The 25,427-nt window shown below is 37.0% G+C and carries 20 protein-coding genes and 1 tRNA gene; 11 read left to right on the forward strand and 10 right to left on the reverse strand.

The features are described 5' to 3' along the window. Positions 1-58 precede the first annotated feature (58 nt). Positions 59-358, forward strand: a complete 300-nt coding sequence (locus tag ACPWSR_RS04515) for a hypothetical protein (protein ID WP_426350516.1) — start codon at positions 59-61, stop codon at positions 356-358. 161 nt (positions 359-519) lie between these two features. Here ACPWSR_RS04515 and ACPWSR_RS04520 read toward each other — a convergent pair whose 3' ends face one another. Then, positions 520-684, reverse strand: coding sequence for a YvrJ family protein (locus tag ACPWSR_RS04520; RefSeq protein WP_426350517.1), 165 nt, complete (start codon positions 682-684; stop codon positions 520-522). 51 nt (positions 685-735) lie between these two features. Beyond that, on the reverse strand, positions 736-1,338 hold the full coding sequence (locus tag ACPWSR_RS04525) for a DUF1836 domain-containing protein (RefSeq protein ID WP_426350518.1): 603 nt from the start codon (positions 1,336-1,338) through the stop codon (positions 736-738). Between the two features lie 1,024 nt (positions 1,339-2,362). Between ACPWSR_RS04525 and ACPWSR_RS04530 the strand changes: the two genes are divergently transcribed. After that, positions 2,363-2,608, forward strand: a complete 246-nt coding sequence (locus ACPWSR_RS04530) for an AbrB/MazE/SpoVT family DNA-binding domain-containing protein (RefSeq protein WP_426350519.1) — start codon at positions 2,363-2,365, stop codon at positions 2,606-2,608. Positions 2,609-2,843: 235 nt separating this feature from the next. Here ACPWSR_RS04530 and rsmI read toward each other — a convergent pair whose 3' ends face one another. The 5 genes from rsmI to ACPWSR_RS04555 form a co-directional block, all read right to left on the reverse strand. After that, positions 2,844-3,683 (reverse strand): 16S rRNA (cytidine(1402)-2'-O)-methyltransferase, encoded by an 840-nt coding sequence (rsmI, locus tag ACPWSR_RS04535; RefSeq protein WP_426350520.1) that lies wholly within the window; start codon positions 3,681-3,683, stop codon positions 2,844-2,846. A gap of 284 nt (positions 3,684-3,967) precedes the next feature. After that, positions 3,968-4,723 carry a tRNA1(Val) (adenine(37)-N6)-methyltransferase gene (locus ACPWSR_RS04540; protein WP_426350521.1) on the reverse strand — a complete coding sequence of 252 codons (756 nt, stop codon included), beginning with the start codon at positions 4,721-4,723 and terminating at the stop codon, positions 3,968-3,970. Positions 4,724-4,865: 142 nt separating this feature from the next. Then, positions 4,866-6,068: an NlpC/P60 family protein gene (locus ACPWSR_RS04545; RefSeq protein ID WP_426350522.1), complete on the reverse strand. Its 1,203-nt coding sequence runs from the start codon at positions 6,066-6,068 to the stop codon at positions 4,866-4,868. 367 nt (positions 6,069-6,435) lie between these two features. Further along, complete coding sequence (locus tag ACPWSR_RS04550) at positions 6,436-7,863, reverse strand: NlpC/P60 family protein (RefSeq protein ID WP_426350523.1); 1,428 nt, start codon at positions 7,861-7,863, stop codon at positions 6,436-6,438. 268 nt (positions 7,864-8,131) lie between these two features. After that, entirely contained in the window at positions 8,132-9,505 is a 1,374-nt protein-coding gene (locus tag ACPWSR_RS04555) for an NlpC/P60 family protein (RefSeq protein WP_426350524.1), read from the reverse strand. A gap of 335 nt (positions 9,506-9,840) precedes the next feature. On the opposite strand from ACPWSR_RS04555, the gene ACPWSR_RS04560 reads away from it, so the two are divergent. The 9 genes from ACPWSR_RS04560 (at position 9,841) to ACPWSR_RS04600 (ending at position 20,224) form a co-directional block, all read left to right on the forward strand. Continuing rightward, a tRNA-Pro gene (locus ACPWSR_RS04560) sits at positions 9,841-9,916 on the forward strand. Between the two features lie 205 nt (positions 9,917-10,121). Continuing rightward, entirely contained in the window at positions 10,122-11,303 is a 1,182-nt protein-coding gene (locus tag ACPWSR_RS04565; protein ID WP_426350525.1) for a metallophosphoesterase, read from the forward strand. 168 nt (positions 11,304-11,471) lie between these two features. Next, positions 11,472-13,091, forward strand: coding sequence for a mechanosensitive ion channel (locus tag ACPWSR_RS04570; protein ID WP_426350526.1), 1,620 nt, complete (start codon positions 11,472-11,474; stop codon positions 13,089-13,091). 177 nt (positions 13,092-13,268) lie between these two features. Then, positions 13,269-14,618, forward strand: coding sequence for a [Fe-Fe] hydrogenase large subunit C-terminal domain-containing protein (locus tag ACPWSR_RS04575; RefSeq protein ID WP_426350527.1), 1,350 nt, complete (start codon positions 13,269-13,271; stop codon positions 14,616-14,618). Between the two features lie 214 nt (positions 14,619-14,832). Beyond that, entirely contained in the window at positions 14,833-15,351 is a 519-nt protein-coding gene (locus ACPWSR_RS04580; protein WP_426350528.1) for a phosphatase PAP2 family protein, read from the forward strand. A gap of 26 nt (positions 15,352-15,377) precedes the next feature. After that, entirely contained in the window at positions 15,378-16,028 is a 651-nt protein-coding gene (locus ACPWSR_RS04585) for an HAD family hydrolase (protein WP_426350529.1), read from the forward strand. A gap of 287 nt (positions 16,029-16,315) precedes the next feature. Beyond that, positions 16,316-17,980, forward strand: coding sequence for a sensor histidine kinase (locus tag ACPWSR_RS04590; RefSeq protein WP_426350530.1), 1,665 nt, complete (start codon positions 16,316-16,318; stop codon positions 17,978-17,980). Continuing rightward, entirely contained in the window at positions 17,973-18,743 is a 771-nt protein-coding gene (locus ACPWSR_RS04595; RefSeq protein WP_426350531.1) for a response regulator transcription factor, read from the forward strand. The genes ACPWSR_RS04590 and ACPWSR_RS04595 overlap by 8 nt, the downstream gene beginning before the upstream one ends. A 26-nt stretch (positions 18,744-18,769) precedes the next feature. Then, entirely contained in the window at positions 18,770-20,224 is a 1,455-nt protein-coding gene (locus ACPWSR_RS04600) for an ABC transporter substrate-binding protein (protein ID WP_426350532.1), read from the forward strand. 235 nt (positions 20,225-20,459) lie between these two features. On the opposite strand, the gene ACPWSR_RS04605 is transcribed toward ACPWSR_RS04600, so the two are convergent. From ACPWSR_RS04605 to ACPWSR_RS04615, 3 genes are read right to left on the reverse strand one after another with little or no spacing between them, the layout of a single operon-like run. Further along, a complete protein-coding gene (locus ACPWSR_RS04605; RefSeq protein ID WP_426350533.1) occupies positions 20,460-21,086 on the reverse strand; it encodes a YesL family protein in 627 nt (208 codons plus the stop codon). A gap of 1 nt (position 21,087) precedes the next feature. Further along, positions 21,088-22,947, reverse strand: coding sequence for a glycoside hydrolase family 20 zincin-like fold domain-containing protein (locus ACPWSR_RS04610; RefSeq protein WP_426350534.1), 1,860 nt, complete (start codon positions 22,945-22,947; stop codon positions 21,088-21,090). Between the two features lie 19 nt (positions 22,948-22,966). Further along, positions 22,967-25,423: a glycoside hydrolase family 3 N-terminal domain-containing protein gene (locus ACPWSR_RS04615; protein ID WP_426350535.1), complete on the reverse strand. Its 2,457-nt coding sequence runs from the start codon at positions 25,421-25,423 to the stop codon at positions 22,967-22,969. Between the last annotated feature and the right edge of the window lie 4 nt (positions 25,424-25,427).

The raw sequence follows: 25,427 nt of genomic DNA on the forward strand, positions 1-25,427 counted from the left end.
ATGCAAGCAATGGTATAATAGTTAGAAAGCATAGGAAGAAAGAATAAGGAGGTTTCTCATGAAAATTCACATGTCTATAGAAACAGCTGAGCTTTTAAGAGAAATGCTTAAGGAAAAGAACAAAAAGGCTATAAGGATACTTTACAAGGGCTTTGGCTGTGGAGGAGTTACCTTAGGGGTTATGGCCGACGAAAAGAGAGCTGAGGATAGTTTATATGATATTCATGGCTTAAGTATAATACTGGAAAGAGATATAGAAGAAAGCTATGAGGAGGTAAGAATACTTTACTCCAAAACTCCCTTTGGCCCTAAATTCCACATAGCTCTTCCTAGAGAAAAACCAGCTGAGGGCATCTAATTAAAATAAACTAAATAACTCTAAGGTTATGACCTAGGATAAATCTATTTAGAATATATAAGGAAATATCACTATAGCATCTAAAGTGATTATTAAATTTGATAAAAGAAGCCGCAGGAGGTTTTAGGACTTATCATCCCAATCCACCTGCGGCCTTTATCTTAATCTTTGTCATTTACCTTTTCACATAAAGTATTGATATTGTGGGACAACTCAGTAATACTCATGGTAAGAGCCTCCAGCTTCTGTTCCCCTCTTATGAGAAGATAGAGGGCAATAGCTATAGGAAAGCCCACATTAGCAATTACATTTATCATATCCTCCATTATTATCACCTCCGATAATAGTTATGCAGCAAATCGGAGGATTTCCAGAGATTATTCCTTTTCTTCTATATCACTATAATCATGGATGAGTCTCTGTACGAGCTTCTTGATTATACTAGCTTGAGAAATAAGAGCCATTACCGTAAGAAAGAGCTCGATCCTTTCCTCCTCATCTGGTGAAAGCTCCATGGCGTGAACAATTTCATCCAAGCTATCGCCAAAGCCACAAGGATTATCCAGAATGCTTCTCTTATTTTGATGAATATTAGAAAATATCTTATATGCATCTTCCCAAGAAATAATGTCATCACTTCTATCATCTATACTGTTAAATGCCAGCTTCAATACCTTACGAATCTCTTCCGTTGTAAGAATGGGCCTCATATAGCTTATAAGCACCAGCTGAATTAAATGTACCTTAGTGTACCCTCTCTTTTTCCCTGCCTCTGGTTTTGATATTATTTCGCTCTTAATATAATTTTGTATTATGTTATTAGTATACATTTCTTCTGTAAAGTTATCATTGAGGTAGTCTATAACCTGAGAAAGAAAAAAATCATATTTGGGTAGTTCCTCATAAGGAACCAAATTGTGCGAAGATATATCCTCCACCAGTTCCATCAATTCCTTCATACAAAAGGTATCCTTGTGCATATACGCCTCCACTAGCCGATGAATTTATTAAGATTATTATATAACTACAATAACCTATTATCAAGTATTAAATACCACTTACTATCCGTTGAATATTATAGTATTATTATGGTCAGAATATCAGAAAACAATTACTATTTATTCATGAGCCTAAGATGTCCACAGCGATATTAGGTAAATTCTTCGATAATTAATTAAAATCATAAATATTCTGATAATAAAAATAGTTATCAACAAATTTTACAGACTTATCCACAAAATATGTTGGTAACTTTCTTAATAACAATTAAACACCTAGTTTTTAAAAAATAAATATCAACATTATCAACATTATCCACAATTGATTGTGCATAACTTGTTGAATAACTGTGGAATAGTCCTTTTTTATCAACATTCTATAAACAAAAAACCTATAATATATGTTGATTATAATTTGCAATCCATTTATTTACATGTGGAAAACTAATTATTTCAGGAGCTTATTAAAGTTATCCATTGTGTTGCAATAATTTTTCCGTCAATTATTCCTATAATTTACTAATGTGTAGAAGTTTTTTTATTTTTTAAATACTTATAATAATATATTTATAAAAAATTAATTTTTAATTGAAAAGCTTAGGCTCTAAACCGATAATTCCATTCCCTCCTAAAAACATAATTGTAATATTAAGGAAATATTCTAACAATTCTTCGACAATAATTATAGGATTGCACCAAAATATTACTATTTTATTTTTACATATAGTACATCTTTAACATAAAGTTAAAATTATATAAATTTTACATATATATACAAAATAATTTTCGAAACCTTAGATAAATCAAGGGTTTGTCCAATTTCGTTTTTTTAAATTTTGATTCGTACTTATTGACATTTCTATTTTATGGTAGTATCATAGGATATAAAGAGAAAAAATCAAAAAAATATGCAAATTTATAAAATCATATGTTTGACTAGATATTACAATTTTGTTATAATAATAAAAACAAATGTCGAATGATGTAAAACAAGGAGGAAATATCAATGAAATCAACAGGAGTAGTTAGAAGAGTAGACGAACTAGGAAGAATTGTAATCCCAATAGAATTAAGAAGAACATTAGACATCGCTGAGAAGGACGCTTTAGAAATATATGTTGACGGCGAGCAAATCATATTAAAGAAATACGAACCAGCTTGTATTTTCTGTGGTGACGCTAGGGACGTTATAAACTACAAAGGCAAGAACATCTGCCAAAACTGCTTAGCTGAAATGAAAAGCGAAAAATAATATCTCTCGAAGTACCCAGTGCAGGGTACTTTCTCTTTTGCCCTTAATAAACACAAATCCCATGACTTATGGAATACATAATATAAACGCCTAAGCTTTTTTGTTATTAGCAGGAGAGCTTTAAGGACATTTATAAACATAGTAAGCAACAAGAGGATGCAAAGTCAGCATCCTCTTTTATATTTTCAAAAAAGCCTCTTAAGCTTACACTATCAAATTATCAGCTATACTTAGGCTATATATCCAAAGAATGCTTGTAAACCTCCGATTTAGGAAGATTTCTATCCTTCGCCACCTGCTTTATAGCATCCTTTTTGCTCATTCCATCATCAATATAAGAAAGTATATGCTCCTCTATGGTGAGACTGCTCCACTTCTCCTCTTCTTCTCTTTGAATCTCTTCCATTGTCTTCCCCTGGAGCACAACAACATATTCTCCCCTAGGATCTTTATTTGAATAATACTCCACCGCCTCAGCAAGGGGCAGCCTTATTATTTCCTCATGGAGCTTTGTAAGCTCTCTACAAAGAGCCACAGTCCTATTTCCAAGGCTGTCATAAAGGAAGGCTAAAGTATCCTTAAGCCTATGAGGCGCTTCATAAAATATAAGAGTTTCCTTTCTATCCTTAAGCTCCTCTATAAGCGGCTTCCTCTCTTTATTCTCTCTAGGAAGAAAACCAGAGAAGATAAATCTAGTGGTATCCAAACCAGAGTTAACCAATGCAGTAGTTATAGCCGTTGCCCCAGGAAGTACCTCAAAGGGTAGCTTCTTCTCTATACACTCCCTCACCATAACACTACCAGGATCAGATATCCCCGGAGTACCAGCATCAGTAATAAGAGCTATATTCTCCCCTCTCTCCAGTCTCTCCCCTATAGAAAAGGCCTTCTCCCTTTCATTATGCTGATGATAGCTTATCAAAGGCTTTTTAATCTCATAATGATTAAGCAACTTAAGACTCTGACGAGTATCCTCAGCCAATATTACATCAACCTCCCTAAGCACCTCCAAGGCCCTCAGAGTTATATCCTTCAGATTACCTATAGGCGTAGGCACCAAATAAAGCTTTCCCATAAAGCCCTCCTCCTTCTCTTTGCTCTCTTCTATCCTCTATCTTCTATCTATTAGCGCAACTAATAATCCCCCTATTGGCTCCCAGCCCAATAATCTCTCTATTAGCGCAGCTAATAATCTCTCTTCTTTGCTCTTCAACTCTTACCTCTTAGTTGCTCTTGTCTCTTAGTTGCTCTGCTCTCTTATCTATTCTCTCTTCTCTCTTCTCTGCTCTTTCAACTCTTACCTCTTAGCCCTTACCTCTTACTTGCTCTTCTCTCTTCTCTTTTCTCTCTTCTCTGCTCCTATCTCCCATAAATCCTATCAATCTCTTCACTATACCCACCCTCATCCTTATACACATATAACGGCGGCAGGAACCTTAAAAATTCTCCTCCATCTCTCTGACCTTCTACAAGGACAATGTTTGGAGCCTTTTTTGTATTTGGGTGAACAAGCTGTATGGCTTTAGGCTCTATTTTATGCTTTCTCATGAGGCACAAAATATCAGCAAGTCTTTCTGGTCTATGTACCATATATAAACGTCCATTATCCTTTAAAAGCATCCTAGAGGCAATAATTACATCCTCTAAGGTGCAGAGGATCTCATGACGAGCTATTGCATTCTTATCTTCTGGATTAAGAATTCCAGAGCCTTTTAACTTATAGGGAGGATTTACCGTAACCACATCAAATCTTCCTAAGCTCTTAATTAGCTCCTTATCCTTTAAATCTCCAGGTATAAAGCTAACTCTATCCTCTAAACCGTTGAAAACCCTACTTCTCTCGGCCATTTCCGACATTTCCTCCTGGATTTCAAGGCCTACGATATCTTTACTTTCGGATTTACCAGCTAGTAGAATGGGAACTATCCCTGTGCCACTGCAGAGATCCATAACTCTATGACTTTTCTTTACCTTTGCAAAGGAAGCTAAAAGCACAGCATCCACTCCAAAACGAAAAGCATCCTTCTTTTGTATTAGAGCAAGACCCTTTAGCTGCAGATCCTCCAAGGTTTCATCCTCTTTTAAAAAAGCTTCTAAAGCTTCCTTTTCCTTCATAGCACTCTTCCTTTTCCAAAATAGCTTTTTTCTTCTATAGAATAATATCATAAAAAATAATAAAGTCCTATCTAATTTTTATAATTAGGTAGGACTTTTAATAATTAATCTTCGTATTATATTATAACTAAGTTATTATTAATTATAAAACTCTTCTAGCTGCATAGAAAGCATAAACTGAAGATACCTTAACAACATCACCAGTATGTGGTGCATGGATGAATTGGTTATTACCAATATAGATACCTACATGACCTGCATGGGTAAATACTAAATCTCCAGGTTGCATTTCTGCTCTTGAAACAGCTCTTCCTACATTTATCTGACTGTAGGTAGTTCTAGTTATGTTATAGCCAAAGTGAGCAAATACATACTGAGTAAATCCAGAGCAATCAAAGCCTCTAGGTGTTGTTCCCCCATAAACATAAGGAACTCCTAAGAATTTATAAGCATAGCTTATTAATGCTGAAGCACTAGCAGAAGCTGTGCTATCTCCTCTTGAAGGAGTATATTGTGGTGTTTCTAATTGAGTGATTTTGCTCTTTCCTTTTTCAATTGCATCAACTACCTTTGCATCAGTACCTTCTGTAACAATACTTTGTCTTAGGCCTCTTAGAGTTTCTATTGTATTTCTTAACTCAGAAACACTGTTGCTGTTGTTAATAACACTGATTGGATATTGAACTAGAGCATATTCCTTATCCTCTAAGCTTCCTTCAATCTTTGCCATCTCAGCCTTTGCTTCATTTACTATAGACTGTTGCTTTTCCTGCTTTACATCAAGCTCTGCAAGCTTTTCTTCATTTTCTTGTTTAAGACTCTCTACCTCAGCAACCTGAGCATCAAGCTGTTTAACGGTATTATCAAGCTCTTCCTTTTTCTCATTCACTTCATTGATGATTTTTTTGTCAAGCTCTAAAAGCTTTCCAATTGCCTGTACTCTTGCAATTAAATCAGTGAAGCCTTCTGAATCTAACAGGATGGATATATAGGAAGTTTGTCCTCCATTCTTATAAAAAGCCCTCATCTTAGATCCATATAAGGTTTCCAGCTCAAGAAGCTCTGCCTTTTTCACTTCGATATCCTCTTCAGTTTCTTTGATCTTCACCTGAAAAGCTGATATCTGATTGTTATTTTCATTTATAGCATTTTGTACTACTCCGATTTCTTCGTCTAATATATATAGCTGCCCTTCTAATCCCGCTACTTTTTCCTCAATAGCTTTGAACTCATTTCTTTCTTGTTGTAACTGCTGTTCCGAACTAACTGGCTCAGCAAACACCGCAGTTGCCTGTCCAAAAACCAAGGCTCCCGCTATAACAGTTGCAATAAGCTTTCTATTCATAAGTCTATTTGCCTCGAAATTCTCAGGTCGAGGCCGCCTCCTTCCCCTACATTCATTCATTTACGTTAAATAGCCAACAACGTTATTATATCACCGTTACCACTTAACGGACAAGCTTATGAAGCAAAGTTTACAAATTGGTTAAAAATATATTACAGCAATATAACTGTAATTTACTCTCTTATCAATATATGTATGAAAAATTTACATATCATAGCACCCATGGAAATTCATATTAATACATTGTTAACACTTTTTCAATGATCACAAAAAAAACGACAGTTTTTGAAATTCTGCCGTTCATAATTTATACTTACTTAAAATTTATAAAATGTTAACTATTAACATATGTTTTATTATTTTGTTACTAATTAATAATTCTCCTGGCTGCATAAAAGCTCCAAATATTAGATATTTTTATAACATCACCAGTCTGAGGTGCATGAATCATCCTTCCATTGCTAACATAAATTCCTATATGTCCAGCGCTGGTAAAAACCAAATCTCCAGGCTGAAGCTCACTTTGAGATACGGCTCTTCCATTATAAATCTGGTCATAGGTAGTCCTTCCTAAATAATAGCCAAATTGTCTATACACATATTGAGTAAAGCCAGAGCAATCAAAGCCTGCGGGAGTAGTTCCTCCCCAAAGATACGGTGTTCCAAGAAACTTATAAGCGTAGTTCACTATATCAACTCCAGTAGCTCTCCCATTGCTTGTACCAGTATTATTGGTGCTTCCAGAATTACTTCCAGAGCCTTGTGAGCTATTGTTATTAGTGCTTCCTGAACTACTATTTGAGCTTCCCGAATTATTATTAGTACTATTTGAATTATTATTAGAGCTGCTTGAACTATTAGAGCTATTGTTTTGTGCTTCCTGCTCCAGTCTCTCTGCCTCTTCTTGACGTTTCTTTTCTTCTTCCTCTTCTTGACGTCTCTTTTCTTCTTCCTCTGCCTTCCTCTTGGCTTCTCTATCAGCAAGAATTATCTTACCCTTTTCAATAGCTTCTACCAATTTATCTTCCACTTCTATGGTAAGTATATTTCCTCTAAGGGCTCTTAGATTATCTATGGAGCTCTGTATTTCCGCATCAGAAGAAGAGGAGGAATTAATTACAGACACAGGGAAGGCTATTAGCTCTAGCTCCTGCTCCTTCAGATCCACCTTAATACTCCTGCGTTTTTCATGAGCTTCTTCAAGAAGGTCCTGCTGCTCTTCTTTTTTATCCTCTAGCTCCTTAAGCTTAGCTTCATTTTCCTCCTGTAAAAGCTTTAATCTTTCATTTCTTTCCTCAAGTCCCTTCTGAACCTCTTCTACTTCCTCTCTCTTGAGCTCCAGCTCCTCTATAAGCCCCTGATCCGATTCAATTATTTTTCCAAGAGCCTTAGCCTTTGCAATAAAATCACTAAAATCATTGCAATTCAATAATATAGCAAGGTAATCATTAAGCCTATTGCTTTTATACATTGAACGTAATCGTCCCCCAAGAATCTCTTCACGAAGGATTATTTCCTCCAGAAGCTCTTCAAGCTTTTCTTTCCCTTCTTCAATTTCTATTTGTAAGGCATCAATATCTCTTTGATTACTTGTTATTGTTTCCTGGGCATTTAATATATCTTCATCTAATCCTCTTATCTCATCCTCAAGTCTTCCTAAATAGCCTTCCAGCTCCATAAGGGAATTCCTGCTCGCTTCCACCTGCTCCTCCACTGTGGGATCTGCCAAAACCGCTACTGGTTGACTACAGAGAAAAGCAAGAGATAGAAATGCTGCCACAGCCTTCTTATTCATAATGCGTACCCCCAACCTACATAAACTTCATTATCGTATTATGTCGAATTTAATCATCATTATATTTATTATATTATGTTTTTATTTATTTGACTATTTATTTACAAAAAGTTTAAATTTTAAAAAAACAAAACTTCTTTTCACTGAAAAAATTATTAAAAATAAGCGACAGGTTTTTACACCTGTCGCTCATCCCCTGATCACATATATTCTAACATATCCCCATCGTTAGCTCTTTTACTGTACTACTACCTTATTAAAACTATCACTAGTTGACTATTCTTCTTGCTGCATAGAAGCTCCATATATTAGAAACCTTCACATTATCCCCTGTCTGAGGAGCATGTATCATTCTACCATTACCTACATATATACCTACATGGCCTGCACTTGTAAATACTAGATCTCCCGGCTGAAGCTCTGCTCTTGATACAGCTCTTCCCACATTCACTTGAGTAAAGGTAGTTCTAGTTATGTTAATTCCAAAATGATTATATACATATTGAGTAAAGCCTGAGCAGTCAAAACCACTAGGGGTGGTTCCTCCATAAACATATTTAACTCCTAAAAAGCTGTATGCATAGTTTACGATATTATTTCCGCTAACATTGCTTCCACTGTCCCCTCTGGAAGGAGGTGCTGGATTATTTGGCTTAGGAGTAGCTGGTTTAGGTGTAGCCGGCTTAGGATCAGCTGGCTTACTTACCTCGGAGTTATTGCCTTGAGAATTTCTACTAGCTTCCTCAGCTTCTCTCCTTGCTCTTTCTGCCTGTTCGGCTCTTGCCTGCTCAGCTCTTATCTGCGCTTCTCTTTCAGCTGCTCTATTACCAAGGACTTGATTTCCTTTGTTTATGGCTGCTTGTACTCTTCCATCCACAGAAGCAGTAACAATGGAGCTTCTGATATTAACCAAGGTATTTATTGAATTCTGAATCTCATCATCAGTAGAGCCTCCAGCATCAATTACGCTTATTGGGAAGTCAACCAAGGCGGCTTCCTCTCTTTCCAGGTCCACTTGTACTAAGGCTCTTTCAGCCCTAGCCTGTTCTACCAGCGCATTCTGTTCTGCTCTTTTTTCTTCTAAAAGCGCAAGCTTTTCTTCATTCTCTTTTTTTAGCTTCTCTTGAGCTTCATTCTTTACCACAAGCTCTTTTTTAATATTATCCATTGCTTCTCTAGAAGCATTAAGCTCATCTATTAATTTATTATCTGTTCCAATTATTTTTGATATAGCCTGAACTCTTGCTATAAAGTCACTAAAGCTTTCAGAATTCAGTATTGCTGTAAGGTAATCACTATTCCCCCCACTTTTATACATTCCCCTAATTCTTCCAGCCAAAAGCTCTTCCTTTATTTCTACTTCCTTCTGTAGCTTTAAAACCTCAGCTTCTGCTGCTTGAATTTCTGCTTTTATAGCTTCTATTTGCTTATTGTTATCCTCTATGGTCTTTTCCATAGAAGCTACTTCTCCATCTATAGCGCCTATTTTATCTTCTAATTCACCAATAGTTCTTTCAATGCTCTGAAGCTGATTTCTGCTTTCTTGTACCTGAGCTTCTGTAACGGGATCCGCTAGTACTGATACAGCTTGTCCACTTGCAATCGCCACTGTTAGTACCAGGGCTACTAATTTTTTGTTCATAAAAAAATGTCCCCCACGTTCTTTATATTATTTTTTATTTAAACTTCTGTATAAGAAAATTTTTCCTTCTTTAAATCACGAATTTATTATATTACTATTAATATATTTAAAACAACCAAATAACCTAATGTTTACAAAATGGTAAAATAAAAACTACAATTCTATTAAATATAGTATAAAAATAGTTACAGAAACTTCTATAAAGCTCAATTTGTAACATTTTTATAATCTTTTAGTTACCAATATCGATATATTTTTTTAATATTTTTATTATTTTTTTATATAAAAAATGTGTTGACAGTACCTCAATACTTTTATATAATAATTTATGTCGCCGGGGTGTGGCGCAGATGGGAGCGCGCGTGCTTTGGGAGCATGAGGTCGCAGGTTCAATCCCTGTCACCCCGACCATAGACAAAGCCTTCTGCAGAGATGCTGCAGAAGGCTTTTTTGTTATATAAAATCTTTGATCCTAACAATTTTTATGATATTGTAAAAATACTATAAAAATCTATCCTTTAGCTTGATTAAAATGTTAATATCTATTTAAGGGAACTATTAACTTTTTCTTTATCTTTATACAAATAATTAAAAAGCATCAGCTATAGGAGGTCCTATGAGAATTTTCGCCTTAATAATAGTATTAATTATTTATACCTTGATAATTTTTTTTATTGGAGTAAAGGTTATTTCTTTTCTAAAACTAATTCTCCCCTTTATCAGCAGCAAGATTTTATGGCCTTTGATATTCATTTTTGCCTATTCACTTTTTGCTTTTTATTTCCTTCCAGCAACCTCATTCTTGGCAAAGGCTTTGAGGATAATCAGCGGCTATTGGATGGGGTTCTTCATGTATACCTTTTTAGGATTAATTGCAATATACATAATTAAACTCCTATTAAAGCTTACCCCCATGAGAAAAAATCCTCTCATAATGGATAACCCTCTCCTTTGGGGCTCAATTCTATCAGTGGTTCTAATATTTATTTTTTCTTATGGCAGCTATAAGGCCTTTCACCTAGTAAACAAGGAATATTCTATTGAAATAAATAAGAATTCCCCCATAGAGAACCTGAAGGTGGTGATGGTTTCCGACATTCACCTTGGCTATACCATAGGAAGTAGTCATATAGATAGAATAGTAGATAAAATCAATAGAGAGGAGCCGGATATAGTATTTATTGTAGGAGATACCTTTGATAACAGCTATGAAGCAGTTACTGATATAGATAAAATTTCTGATGCCCTTAAAGGTATAAAATCTACCTATGGAGCCTATGGAGTATTGGGTAATCATGATGTGACAGCAGAGCTTAAGGGCCGCAGTGATAAAAGCCCTGACTACACTACTCCCGATGATGATATGATTAGCTTTTTCGAGAAGTCAGAGATAACCCTGTTAAGAGATGAAACTATACTCATAAAAGATGCCTTCTATTTAGTAGGAAGAAAGGATGCTTCTCCTATCGGTGCTGTAAATTACGAAAGAGCAGAGGTTCCCACCCTTCTAGAGGGCATAGATACAAAGAAACCAGTAATACTTCTAGATCATCAGCCTGCAAGATTTTCTACCATATCAGAAGGAATTGATCTAGTAGTAAGCGGTCACACTCACAACGGTCAGGTTTTCCCGGGGAATATAATCGTTCATGGCATCTATGATAATGGCTACGGCTATAAGCAGGAAGGCAACCTTCAGAGCATAGTTACCTCTGGAGCAGGGGTATGGGGACCTCCTCTAAGACTCGCCAGTGATTCTGAGGTAGTGACTGTTAATATATCCTTTCAGAAGCCCTAGCATGAGAAATTAGCATTCTTTAAACAACCAATGAAGTTTAAGTTAATTCGTCCTTTTTATCATAGAATTTTCTAAACGGATACTCTTTCTTTATAGTTACTTAATAATTCCTCCCTATAATTAAGCACATAGAAAAATAAAACTTAATTATAAGGGAGGTATATTCATATGTACGATTTAAATAATTTAGAGTTTTCATTGTTAAGTGGAGTTCCAAGGATCATATCTGCAATACTTCTATTGATATTAGCCTTTGTTGTGGCTGCTATCGCTAAGTCCTTAGTAGTTAAAGGCGGAAAAAAATTAGGTCTTTCTAGATACATGGACAAATGGGGGCTCTCAAATAACAGAAATGCCGATGATACCCTCAAAACTATTGGAACAGCAGTTTTCTGGATTGTCTTTATATTATTCCTTCCTGGAATATTAGATACCTTAAACTTAAGCAGAGTTGCAATACCTTTTGGAGAAATGACGACTGCATTTTTAAGCTTCCTGCCTAAGCTATTAGGAGCGACTTTAGTGCTTATAGTTGGTTATGTAATAGCTAAGGTTGTAAGAGATCTTCTAACCCTAGTACTGAGAAGAGTTAAGGTGGATGAGCTTCAAGCAAAGGCTGGTATAGCTCCTAGTGCTACTACTTCTTCCTTCTCTACTATACTCGCAAACATAGCTTATGTACTTATATGGATACCAATCATCATTGCAGCCTTAGAAATACTTGATATCAATGCCATATCAGAGCCAGCAATTACAATGCTTAACAATATATTAGCCATGCTACCTCGTTTATTTATAGCAGCAGTACTGGTTATATTAGGTGTATATGTAGCTAAAATGGTAGGCTCATTAGTTTCCAACCTTCTTTCCGGCATGGGCATTAACAATCTCTATGGAAAGCTTGGAATGGGTAATAACACTGCTGCAGCTAAGCATACCCTATCAGATATCATCGGAGGCATCGTTAAATTTATAATTGCTCTTCTATTTGTAGTGGAAGCTATAAATGTTGTAAACCTTGAAATACTAAATTCTGTTGGTATAGCAATAATTGGATACCTACCATTCTTCATAAGTGCTATAGTTATCCTGGGTGTTGGAGTATTCCTTGGAATATGGGTAGAGGGACTTCTTACTAAGTACACCTCAGCATCCAATATCACCGCTATGCTAGCAAAATGCATAATAGTATTCTTTGCAGTATTTATGACCTTAAATCAGCTAGGAATATCAATGTTCGTTGTTAATACAGCCTTCCTACTTATCATGGGCGCACTTTCCATAGCCTTTGCTATATCCTTTGGTGTAGGTGGTAGAGACTTTGCTAAGAGAAGCCTTGAGAGATTTGAGAGAAAGCTAGAAGCTGCACCTAAGGCCAGCGATGACCCTAAGACTCAAAAAGCTGCTGAAAATATGCCAGACCCAATGGAAGCCATGAAGAAGCAGAAAGAGCAAAATAATAATCCAAACACTGTAAGCAACCCAAACAAGGGAACTAACAACAATCCTCAAAATGATTTCAACAGAAACAATAAGAATAATAAACATAATAATAGCAGAAACAGTAATAACCCTGAAGAGCACAACAACTTTAACTCTTATAATAATAGACCAGAAGATGGCAACAACTATAATACCTACAATAACAGACCAGAGGATGATAACAACTATAATACCTATAACAATAATGTAGATGATAATAATTATGGCGGTAACATTGATAAGGGCGTAAATCTAAACGATGGCTTCGATGAGGGAACAGATGATGAAGATCCTAGAGGATTCTAGCAAAGCAAGATAAAATAAATATATAATGTATAAAAAAGCCTGCTCCTGTGCAAAATAACAGGAGCGGGCTTTTGTCTGTTAATTTTTAAAATATTTGATAAGTAATTAACATATATCGCTTTTTTGCCAAGCTTTATTATATAATATACATTAAAGTGATTAATGAGGTGAGAGACCATGAAAAAAGAGTATGAGGAGTTATTTAAACGTTTAATAATGGGCTATTATGATGGAACCTTTGATGCTATCGTAGAGGAAGCAGTAAGCGCTCCTGACTTTGATAGAGCTGAAACACGAAAGGCCATAGCCCTCCTTTGTGGAGTTTCAATTCCAGAAGAGGGTAACTATCTTTATAACCTTAAAAAAGCAATTACAAATTATCAGGTGAGACAAAACATAGTAGAAAAAATAGGCCAGTGTAATATGAACTGTGTAGAGGATCCTTCTGGCAGGACTAAATGTCAGATGGTTTGTCCCTTTAATGCAATTTTAAATGACCCCATAAAAAATACCACCTACATAGACATGGATCTCTGTGCAGGCTGTGGTCTCTGTGTGGAAGCCTGTGATAACGGCCATCTCATGGATAGAAAGGAATTTATCCCTTTATTAAATTTACTTCAGGAAAAAACTCCTGTTATAGCTGCTGTAGCGCCTGCCATAGCTGGTCAGTTTGGATCTGCTACCTTAGATCAGCTAAGAGCAGCATTAGTGAAGGTAGGCTTTAAGGACATGGTAGAGGTGGCCTTTGCAGCAGATATGCTCACCATAAAGGAAGCGGTAGAATTTGACCACCTTGTTCACAAGAAAGAAGACTTAATGATAACCTCCTGCTGCTGCCCCATGTGGGTAGGTATGCTGAAAAAGGTTTATGCTGATTTAGTTAAATACGTATCCCCTTCTGTATCTCCCATGATTGCAGCAGCAAGGGTTCTTAAAAAGCTGAATCCAGAGGTTAAGGTGGTATTTATAGGCCCCTGCATAGCAAAAAAAGCTGAAGCCAAGGAAAAGGACCTCATAGGCGATGTGGACTTTGTTATGACCTTCCAGGAGCTAAAGGGAGTATTTGAAGTCCTCTCTATAACCCCAGAGGAAATGGAGCCTCTAGTATCCATGGAATATGCTTCTCGAGGCGGAAGGCTATATGCTCGCTCTGGTGGAGTATCCATAGCCATAGGAGAGGCCATAGAGGAGCTGTATCCAGAAAAGTACGCTCTCCTTTCCGTACGCCATGTGGATGGAGTTAAGGGCTGTAAGGAAATCCTGACTAAGGCTATAAATGGGGAGGAGCTTGGTGGAAACTTCATCGAAGGTATGGGCTGCGTAGGAGGCTGTGTTGGAGGACCAAAGGCTAACATCCCCAAAGAAGACGGAAGAATAGCCGTGGATGAGGTTGCCTACAATTCCGCAGTAAAAATCGCCACCCATAGCACTATACTGGATGAGATATTCGCACGCCTAGGGATAAGCTCTTTAAAGGATTTTAATGATCCAAAAAAAATAGATATCTTCGAAAGAAACTTTTAAAAATAATTAATTCCATCAATAAAAATATAAGCCTTGGGTATATTACCTCTAGGCTTATATTTTTTATTTGCTGATTTTTATGATACTTCCTCAGTTTATTATCTCAATAATACATAGTCATATATCTATGGCTTTTTTACATTTCTGTGATTATATATTTATAAATATATGTTATATTAAAGTATATACTGTTAGGAGGAATTTAGAGGCACTTATGATAAGGGAGAAACTAATAAAGCTAGATCAGAAAATCATGGTACTTATAAATGTAAAGCTAAGATGCAGGCCTCTTGATCTATTGATGCCTATAATAACCTATTTAGGCTCTAGTGAATTTTCTGCAGTTCTTGCACTTAGTTCACTAATTGTAACCGGTTATGGAAGGGATAGCTACGGGCTTAAGCTTACCTTAACACTTATATTAAGCGGAATCTTAACTCAGGTAATTAAGCGCACAGTCAATCGATTGAGGCCTTTTTTAATAATGAAGGAATTACATATCAAAAAAATTGGCATAGATGACTTTTCCTTTCCTTCAGGACATACCACCGCAGCCTTTTCCATGGCTGTAATGTCGCTGCTTTTTTATCCTCACCTAACAATACCTTCCTTGATATTAGCCCTTTTAACAGGTATATCAAGGGTTTATCTAGGAGTACATTTTCCTACGGATGTGGCCATGGGAGCTATAATTGGAAGCAGTGCTTCACTATTAATATATTATTTTTTATAAGATGTATAAGTTTGGAGGTTATTAATTTGCTAACAGATATTGATGCAGTGATATTTGATTTAGACGGAACTCTAGTTGACTCCACCTGGGTATGGGCAAAGATAGATCAGGATTATTTAGGTAATATAGGGATTACTCCACCTAAGAACCTTATGAAGGATATAGGTCATTTGAGCATGGAGCAGATAGCTGTTTATTTTAAGGATAAGTTCTCCATTGAGGATTCCTTAGAGGTAATCCAAGACACCTGGAATGACATGGCCATTAAGGAGTACTCTACCAATGTTCCCTTAAGAAAAGGTGCAGACAAATTCCTAGCTCACTTAAAAAATCTTGGAATAAAAATAGGTCTGGCCACTAGTAACAGCAAGGTGCTTTTGGAGACAGTCCTAGTTAAGCATAATATATACCAGTACTTTGACTCCATCACCACCACAGGAGAAGTCCAAAAGGGAAAGGATTCCCCAGATGTCTTTCTTCTTGCTGCTGAAAGATTAGGAGTCCCACCAGAAAGATGCCTGGTATTCGAGGATATAGCCCTTGCCCTCAAGGCTGCCCGCCAAGCTGGAATGAAGGCCGTAGCGGTTCAAGACCCCTTCAAGGCTCATGAATGGGAAAGCCTACAGCGGCTAGCTGATCACTATATAGTTGATTATGATGAAATCTTTAAGGAATAGGTTTAATTACATAAGTAAAATGGGAAGCGAAGGCTCCCCATTTTTTCTTTATTAATAAATAAATTCAACGGTAAGGATAATTATTGCTATATAGAAAATTAAATGTAACATTTCAAAATTATACAATATTATAATTATTTGTTATAATGTAACAGTAGATTATTTATAGAAAATATACGATACAACTAAGGAAAATAGGAGATGAACACATGCTTCAGTTCATGCGGCTTAAAATTTATCGAGGGTATTTTTTATTTTATTTAGCAATTTCAGCAGGCTTATGTACAATGATTATTTTCATGCTTTATTTTAATGAAAGAAACACACAGATAGATAACTATACAAAAAGTATAAGCTCCTCCTTTATCTCTGCTGAAAATTCCTTAAACGAAGTTACATATAATATAGATAATTATTTTACTAATTTGTATTCCAATCATCTTTTAAAGGATGATTTTTATAAATTTATGCAGCTTAATATAAATGAATATGTATCACAACGCCTTGATAGCTTGACGGCCCAAAATATTTACGGCTATTCTTATTTAGACTCCATGGAAGATTTGGTGAAGCAAAATAATAGCCTTATTGATTACATATTATACTATAATGGCTCAGAGTATTTATTATCTGATTATACTTCAGTGGGACAAGTTAGATATCTGGAGCTTTCCCAAGAGGAAAGCGAACTATTAATGAAAGGTGTCTATTCCTACAAAAAAAATCTAGGGAATGAAGATAACTTTATTGGCACTGTAGCCTTTATAATAAATCCAGAAAAACAACTAACCGATAATTACAAAAATTCTATAGGTGATTCTTATCTCTTTCGAGAAAACGAATACACACCTCTCACAGCTTCTTCTTCCTACACAGAAGAGGATTATAGGTATATTTCATCACTAATGACAAATCACGGCACCTTAAACCTTTCTAACAGAGGGAATATTTATTATTATATTTCAACCTCAGAAAGCTTTAATTATAAGGTTATAACCATAGTAGAACACTCAACCTTAATAGACTTAGGAGCAAAGAGACTATTAACCTATTGTGCATATCTATTAATTATATTTTTAATTATAACCCTTTTTATCATGGTAAAGTTTTCTAGAGAGTCTACTTTTATTGAGGAGATTATTGACTTTATTAATGGTGCTAAAAAAGGTGCTTTTTCCTATATAAAGGTTGCTGCTAGAAATGATGAGTTTGGTCTCATTGCCAACCAGCTCAATGATATGTCTGCTCAGCTACAGCTTCACATAAAGAAGGAATACATCTTAAAAATTAAACAGCAGCAGGCAGAGATGAAGGCGCTGATTACTCACATTAATCCTCATTTTCTCTATAATACCTTAGAAAGAATAAGGATGCAGGCGCTATCCTCCAATAACCCTTTCATTGCTAAGGCTACGGCAAGCCTTGGTCAGCTATACAGAAATATAGTAAAAACTGATACTATCATTCCTTTAGAAAAGGAGCTGGCTATAACAGAAGAATACCTAGAGCTTATGTCCTTTCTTCAGGAAGATGATTTCTTATACCACATAGATATAGATGAAGGCTGCTTAAAGCTAGAAACCGTTAAGATTTGGATGCAGCCAATTATAGAAAATTTCTTCAAGCATAATTTTACAGAAGAAGCCTCAATGAAAATCATCATTATAACTGGTGAGGAAAATCCTGAGGAATATATTTTTAATCTTTCCAGCAATCTTGGCTATATTGAGGAAGAGAATTTATTAAAGCTAAATAGCTTCTTTTCTCCCTCTGAGGAGCTGCATAAAAGTGACAGTATTGAGGGCGGCATAGGACTCCTAAACATTTATTCTAGACTCTACTATTTTTATGGAAGCAGAGTACATATGTCCATAAACAATAATGAACCTTCTGGAGTAACAATTAAGGTTTCAATTAAAAAAACTAATGAGGGCGGTGAAGAATATGTATAGGTTACTTATTATAGATGATGAAAAGGATATTAGAGATAATATGAAGCTGCTTATAGATTGGAGCTACTATGGAATAAACCATATTCTTACAGCAGCTAGCTATGAAGAGGCTATCTGTAAGGTTATAGACTTCAAACCGCATATTGCTTTAGTTGATGTTAGTATTGGCTCCAAATGGGGTTATGATTTAATTGAAAAGCTGAGAGATGGCGGTAGCGAAACCCATTTTATAATGATCAGTGGCTATGATAATTTTGAATATGTCAGGAGGTCAATGAAGAATGGCGCTGTTGATTACCTATTAAAGCCCATTGATACTAAAGCACTGGAAAATGTTATTGAAAACATAGTGGTAAATTCATTAAAGGGTTCTATCTCCAAGGAATCAGAGGAGCAGCTAGCTCTAGACCCTATTTTAAAGACTCCTATAGACAGCTTTTCAAAAATCACCAATAAAATACTGCTTCTAATACACAGCCAGTATAGCTCAAATTTATCCCTTTTAGATATTGCAGAGCTCTTCAAAATGAATAGTAAATATATAGGCAGGATTTTTATAAAGGACACTGGTCTGAAGTTTTCCCAATACCTAACAGCCTATAGAATGCTTAAGGCTAAGGAGCTCATTGAAACCACCGATGAAAAAATTGCTGTCATTGCAGCTATTGTAGGCTATGATTACATAAATAATTTTTATGTTCATTTTAAAGAGCATTATAATATTTCACCATCGGATTTAAGAAATTATGAAATTAAAGAATAGGAAGTTATCCATGAGGAGGCATTCACTTGAAAAAGCTTTTATTAATTTTTCTTCCCCTGATTATGCTCATAACCAGCTGCTCAAAGGATGATCCTAAAGAAATAGACAAGGTCACAGAAGAAGCAGTAAAGCTAATATATTATACCATTGGAGAACCGGACCAAGACCTAAAGCTGGTAAATGAAGAGCTGAACAAATTATTAAAGAAAAAAATAAATGTCACTGTGGAGTATAAAAAAATACCCTGGGATGATTACGGTTCTAGAATCAATTCTCTAGTTAATACCAATGGTGATTTTGATATATTATTTGCAGCTTCTGATAGCCAAGGAGACTTCTATAGCAACGCAGCTGATGGTAAATGGCTTAATATTGAGCCTTATCTATCTAATATAGGAAAAGAAATGTATACTGCCATAGATCCAATACTCTGGGAGGGAATGAAAGTAGGAGATGGCATATATGGCGTTCCTACCAATAAAGATCTTGCCGTTCCTGAAAACTTTGTTTTTACAGAGGAGCTGGTAAAAAAATATAAAATTGATATAGCTAAATACGATACCTTTTCCTCCCTGGAGCCCATCTTAGCTATGATTAAAGAAAAAGAGCCTGAGGTAATACCTCTATCCATGGACTCTAGCAGAAAGAATATCTTTGCCTTTGAGGGTTATGAATATGTAGTATCCCCATACATACCTCTTATGATAAATTCTCATGATAAGGAGCTGGAGGTTGTAAATATCTATGATACCAGCTATGGAAGGGAGATATTAAATACCCTTCACAGCTATTACACCAAGGGCTATATTAATTCTGATGCCTCTATCCGCACTATGGATTCATTATTCAGAGATGAAAAGCCTCTTATTACTCTAGCCTCTGGTGGCCCCTTCAGCCATATCAGCTGGACCATTGACCGGAGCTATCCTGTAGTAGCTAATCAAGTTTCTCCTGCAATAATTACCACTGAGTCCGTTAGAAGCAGCGTTATGGTGATAAACAGCAGAACAGAGCATCCTGAGGAAGCCATTAAATTCTTAAATCTATTAAACACTGACCCAGAGATTAGAAACCTATTAAACTACGGGGTTCCCGGTGTCCATTATGAGCTAACGGATAAAAACCAGATTAAAATTATCTCCAACGCTTATAGAGGTGTTACCTATACTCAAGGAAATTGGTTTATATTAAATACCACCCAGGGAGAGCCTCTAGATAAATGGGAAAGGTTTAAGGAGTTTAATGACACGGCAGTTCCCTCAGAGCTTTTTGGCTTTACTCCAGACCTAGAAAAATATAATAATATATTAAACAAAATCAAAACCATCAGTGCTGAATACTACCCAGCCTTAAATACCGGCAGCGTGGATCCTTCAGTTTATGTCCAAAAGTACCTGGAGGAATTAGAGGAAGTGGGCATAGCTGAGCTTAAAGAAGAGCTTCAGCGCCAAATAGACCAGTGGAAGTCTGAAGATAAATAAATTGGCTAATAATAAATATAGCCGCTAAATATACATAACAGCTCTATGAATAAATATAATGGCTCAATATAAATAAAAAATGAGGAGACAAGCCCTTTAATATACCTTCAAAGCACTAAAAGCTATAATTATTAGGCTTTTACTATTGTGATGGTATATATTTAAAGAGGATGTCTCCTTTTTTATACTGTTAATTTCCTATATACATAAAAATATCTCGAAACCTTTTATGAAGTTACTTTTTATTATACTGATTCTTTTCTAGCAATGCTTTAAATACCTTATTAAGTGGATAGGCTGATAAAGTAAAGCTTAAAGAAGGAATTAGAATAATAACTGGAAAATAAATATAATAAACTATCAGAAATAGTCCTCCTATTATCCCCATAATCATTAAAGTATAAGGCATATAAGCAATAGCTATCACCACAGAATTCTTTATTATATCCTTGAGCTTATTATCAAAGGCAGCTAAAAGAGGGAAGGAGTAAGTCATTATAAAAAGCATCAGAAATCCTAACATAGCTGAAGGGAGCAGTAAAATAGCTCCTTTTCCTCCCAAAACATTGAGATACAGTTCAACATTGCTGAGAAGTACAAAGGCCATAAGGATAACCACTAAGCCTAATATTGTGCCCTGCCTAAAGTTTTTCTTAAAGGAGGAAAAAAAGTTTTTTATAACATAGCCCTCTTCTCCTCCTGCTAGCTTCAAGGCTACAGCATAGGCTGCCGTGGTAGAAGCTCCTATAGTGAATATAGGAAGGGAGGTAAGTAGCCACAACAGTCCCAGCAAAAGTCCATCAGCCACCTTATCTAGAAGGGTCATGATTACATTATCCCTGTTAAAAAGCTCCTTCAGCATGCTATTTGTTCAGCTCCAAGGCCATGGTTCTTAGACTATCAGCATACCAATGAATTATTCCCTGCACCTTATAAAGCGCTGCCTCCTTGCTTACTCTTCTCCACTCTTCCTTATAAGCCATAAACCATTCTTCAAGCTCTGAAGCTAGCTTCCAGGCCTTCTCTCCATCCTTAAACTCCCCGTGATTATAGGAGTATATCAGGCTTCCCATTGAATTAAATATTCTCATACCATGGGCAGCCATCTCATAAGCTCTGGCTTCCCTTCTCTTCTTTAAGGTGAGATTCTTAATGCTGTCCTGGAGCTTCTTCTCCAGGCTGATAAGAGTCTCATTAGCTTTTTCAGCTTCTTCTATAGAAAAATTATCTAAAAGAGACAATCTGTCTTCTTCAGACTCCCCTCTCAATATCTTTTCCCTATACTCTGCTGCAATAACCCACTGGAATACACTTAAAGGTGCCATCTCTGCAACAATATCCACAAAGCCTTGGGAGTTATCCCCAAATTCTATCCTAGAAATCTCTTTATTTATCTCCTCAAAGTCTATAGGTTCACTGTTCCAGGAGAAGCTAGCACCATAAATGAGCCCCATTAAAGAGAAGTCCGGATGATTTATATGTCCATAATCGCCCCAGTCGGTATTTAATATTCCTATAGCCCCATGCTTTCTGGCATAGCCACACATTCTTGTTATATTTAAATAAGAATCCTTTACAAGGTTAATCCACCTATTCCAGCCTGCCACTCCTGGGCATAGATACTGCACTGCACCAGCCTTTGCCAGAACCTCTGTCTCATGCTCTCTCTGCTCTGGAGCATAGCCCCAGTTAAGACATATTGTTTCCTTAGGAAATCTATTGATCATTTCTGGGAAGCCACTTATTATATCTCCCCAGAACATAGGAATCTTACCCTTTTCAATTATAAATTCACAGAGCTCATTGACATAACGGATATACATTTCCTTTCCACCAATATCTTCGGCCAAGGCTTTACCCCGACCTTTACCCATATCAAAGGTCTCATCACAGCAAATGTTGAAATAGGAGGAGGAAAACAGGCTCATATACTCTACTATGAGGCTTTTAATTAGCTCCAAGCTCTCAGGATTTGACGCATCAATAGTATGATGTCTCATAGCATCCATAAAGAGAAACGGTCTTTCCTGAGGCTCTACCATCTCTGATAAATGGCCGTAGCTCTTAGTATTTAAAAGCTTGTACAGATGTCCGAAGGTTGATAGAGAAGGTACTAAATCAATCCCTAAGGCCATGCAGTAGCTATCTAGCTCCAAGATTTCTTCAGCGGTTAGTGGTGTTTCATCTCTCCACATTTCTGAAAGACCGCTAAACATATAGGTGTGCTCAATATATAGCTGAAGCTGATTTACCTTATAGCAGCAGAGCTTGTCAGCCAAGGCCTTAAGATAGGAAAGAGTAGGAATTCTTCCACGGGATGTATCATGATAATAACCTCTGGCTTTAAACTCTGGATAATCCTCTATCTTTAAGTAAGGCAGAACAGCACCCTTTTGAAGGATTATTTGTTTAAGGGTTTCTGTTCCATAAAGGACACCAACATAATCATGACCAGTTATCCTTACCCCTTCTTTATCAATCTCAAGGATATATCCCTCTTCCTTAATGGCAGCATCAACAAGGAGAGTAACATTTCCCTTGCTGGAGCTTACCTTTTCTATTTTAAAGTCCTGACCTAGCTCTTCTCTCAAGGTAGCCTGAAGTCTTTTGGCAGGATGTAAAAGCTCATTATTTCCCTCAGGAATTATAATTCTGCTGTTATATGGAAGGTATAGCTTTCCTTCCTTAAGGTCAACTTTTTGTGGTCTTGGCAGTATGTACATATTTATTTCCTCCTTATTTTTAATTGAGCAGTGTAAAGCTCCCCCTGGCATGCTCTATTCCAGAATCCTTAAGATACCAGTTAAATCTCCCAGGCTCTAAAGTATACTCTCTATTTTCGTTGAATATAGTAAGAGCTTCACTGGTAAGTCTTAAGGTCACCTGCTTTTCTTCCTTTGGTAGTAGGTAAACCTTAGCAAAGGCCTTGAGCTCCATCACTCTTCTGGTAACGGATGCCTCAATATCCTGAAGGTAAAGCTGGGGAACTCCATGAGCTCCTCTGCTCCCTGTATTCTTAATAGTGAAGGTTAAAGCTACTCCCTCCTTCTCTAATTCCTCTATAGTTAATGAGCTCTTGCTAATTAAAGGACTTTTATACTCAAAGGTGCTGTAGCTTAACCCATCCCCAAAGGTATATAAAGCCTTGGAGGAAAGATCATAATAATCCATGGCCTTATAAGAGTCCTTAGGATTGTAATAAACCGGCAGCTGGCCAGGATGTCTTGGAATGGATACAGGAAGCCTTCCGGAGGGAGAAATCTCTCCAAAAATAATTTCACTTAGGGCTACCCCACCTTTCATTCCTGGATAAAAGCTTAAAAGAAGGGCATCACTGAGATCATCTACCCTTTCTAGAGCATAAGGCCTTCCAGCAATTATTATAGTTATAAGCTTGCTGCCTAGGGCTGCTAGCTCCTCTAAAAGCTTTAGCTGTGGACCTGGTAGCTCCAGAGTTCCGCTATCTACCCCTTCGCCACAGTCCATGGTTACACCCTCTCCTGCAATCACCGCTCCATTATCCTCAAAGGCTGCTCCAGAAAACCTGCTGGAGGTACCTCCTAATGCTAAAATTATATAATCACAGCCCTCTGCAGCCTTCACTGCTGCTCTAATCAGCTCTTCATTCTCTTCCGTTTCATACATATAGCAGCCCTTATGAGAGGTTACCTTAACAGGCCATTTATTTTTCTCCAGCCATTCTTTTATTCCCTGGAGTACCGTAACTCCTTCTTCCTTCCTTACGGGAGGAGTATAGTCTCCAAGCTGATTGTACAAGTCATCACTGTTGGGGCCTATGACGGCTATGGATATAGGTTTTGTTACCTTGATAGGCTCAGTGGCTTGTCCATCAACACTCTCTGGGGCTTGTCTACCAACACTCTCTAGGGCTTGTCCACCAATACTTTCTACTGGCTGTTCATTATTAATCTCTTGGGCTTGTCCATACCTTGGTATATTAGTAGCTTCTGACGCTTGTCCATCAATTTTCATTTCTATAGGCAATATTCCGTCCTTATTTTTCAGAAGAACTACTGATTCTCTCGCTAGCTCCAGGCCTTCACTATAGTTTTTATAATTAAAGCTTGTCCAGCTTGTCTTATCCTCTAAGTAAGGGTTATCAAAAAGTCCAAGGTCAAATTTTAAGAGCAGCACCCTTAAAACCGCTTCATCTATCAGAGCTTCCTCTACCTCTCCTCTATTCACAGCCTCCTCAAGATGTGAAAAGGCTGTATCCCAGAGGCTGACATCAACCCCGGCCTTCAGGGCCTTCGCTCCAGATTTCACATTATCTCCTGTAAGAGCATCTAATCTATCTATAGCAGTGCCGTCGGCCATTACTATTCCCTTGAAGCCCAGCTCTTCCCTGAGTACCTTTCTAAGAAGCCAGCTGTTGCTGTGGCAGGGTATACCATCTATTTCATTGTAGGCTGCCATAACCCCTTTAACCCCTGCTCTGCAGGCAGCCTTTACAGGAGGAAGGTGGATTTCTCTCAGCTCTCTTTCACCTATTCTAGCGGCGCTGGCATTGATGCCTCCAGTTCCCTCCCCCTGTGCTGCAAGGTGCTTAGCAACCACATAAACTCCTGTTTCTTGAATTCCACTAGCTATTGCCTCTGCAAAGGTTGACGCCAAATATGGATCTTCTCCAAAGGTTTCCTCAGATCTTCCCCATCTTGGGTCTCTAAGGACGTCTAGCATTGAAACAAGAGCTAGATGTACTCCCATCTCCTTTAGCTGAGTTCCACAGACCTTCCCTGCTCTCTTTAATAAGGAAGGATTAAAGGTAGCTGCAGAAGCAAGGTTTACGGGAAGAAGATAACCATCTAAAGCTTGATGTCCATGAGGGCACTCACTGCTCATAAGCGCTGGAATCCCTAGGCGAGAATTTTCAATAACATATCTTTGAAGCTTGTTATAGGCTTCTATAGCCAGACTACCTTCAAGGCCATTAGTGTAATCCTTACGAGACCAAGGGTCTGCCCGGAATAAACCGTACAGAACCCCTAATCCACTAAAGCTTTCTACCTCCTCCTTGAATTCCTCCGTAAAGCTTATCTCTTTTCCGCTTCTCTCATAGGCAGAAAAGCCGTATAGCCTTTGATTAAGCTGTCCCACCTTTTCCTGAAGGGTCATGCGAGAAAGTAAATCCAAAGCCCTTTCTAAATTACTATATCCTGCGTCCTTATACTTCTCCACTGCC

Origin of the sequence: Alloiococcus sp. CFN-8 (assembly GCF_049943125.1) — a bacterium.
In the GTDB taxonomy this organism is placed as follows: domain Bacteria; phylum Bacillota; class Clostridia; order Clostridiales; family Clostridiaceae; genus JAEXZL01.